General features: G+C 60.0%; 1 protein-coding gene. It reads right to left on the bottom strand.

The features are described 5' to 3' along the window. On the bottom strand, positions 1 to 260 hold a 260-nt coding region (locus ACOZKU_RS03355; RefSeq protein ID WP_421577661.1), incomplete at both ends, for a helix-turn-helix domain-containing protein.

Below are 260 nucleotides of genomic sequence, written 5' to 3'. Positions count from 1 at the left end.
GGATGGCGCTCCAGCCGCATCCGACCGGCGATCTGTTGCGGCGACCAGCCGTGCACGATCCGTTCAATGACGGACTGGCGGACATGCGAGAAGCGGGCAAGCTTCCTCAGCTTGTCACGACGCTCACACGCCATGTCATGCGCCGTCGTGCAATGATAGCCGCTGAGATCGGGCCATTCCTTGTCGATATAGACGTTGCGCCGAACCTCGCGGAAGATCGTCGAGCGATGACGTCCAAGTTTCTCCGCGATGATATCGAT

It is taken from the genome of Shinella sp. M31, from assembly GCF_049199205.1.
GTDB lineage: Bacteria > Pseudomonadota > Alphaproteobacteria > Rhizobiales > Rhizobiaceae > Shinella.
Note: the sequence above shows the minus strand (reverse complement) of the source record. Positions and strands in the feature narration are given on the sequence as shown.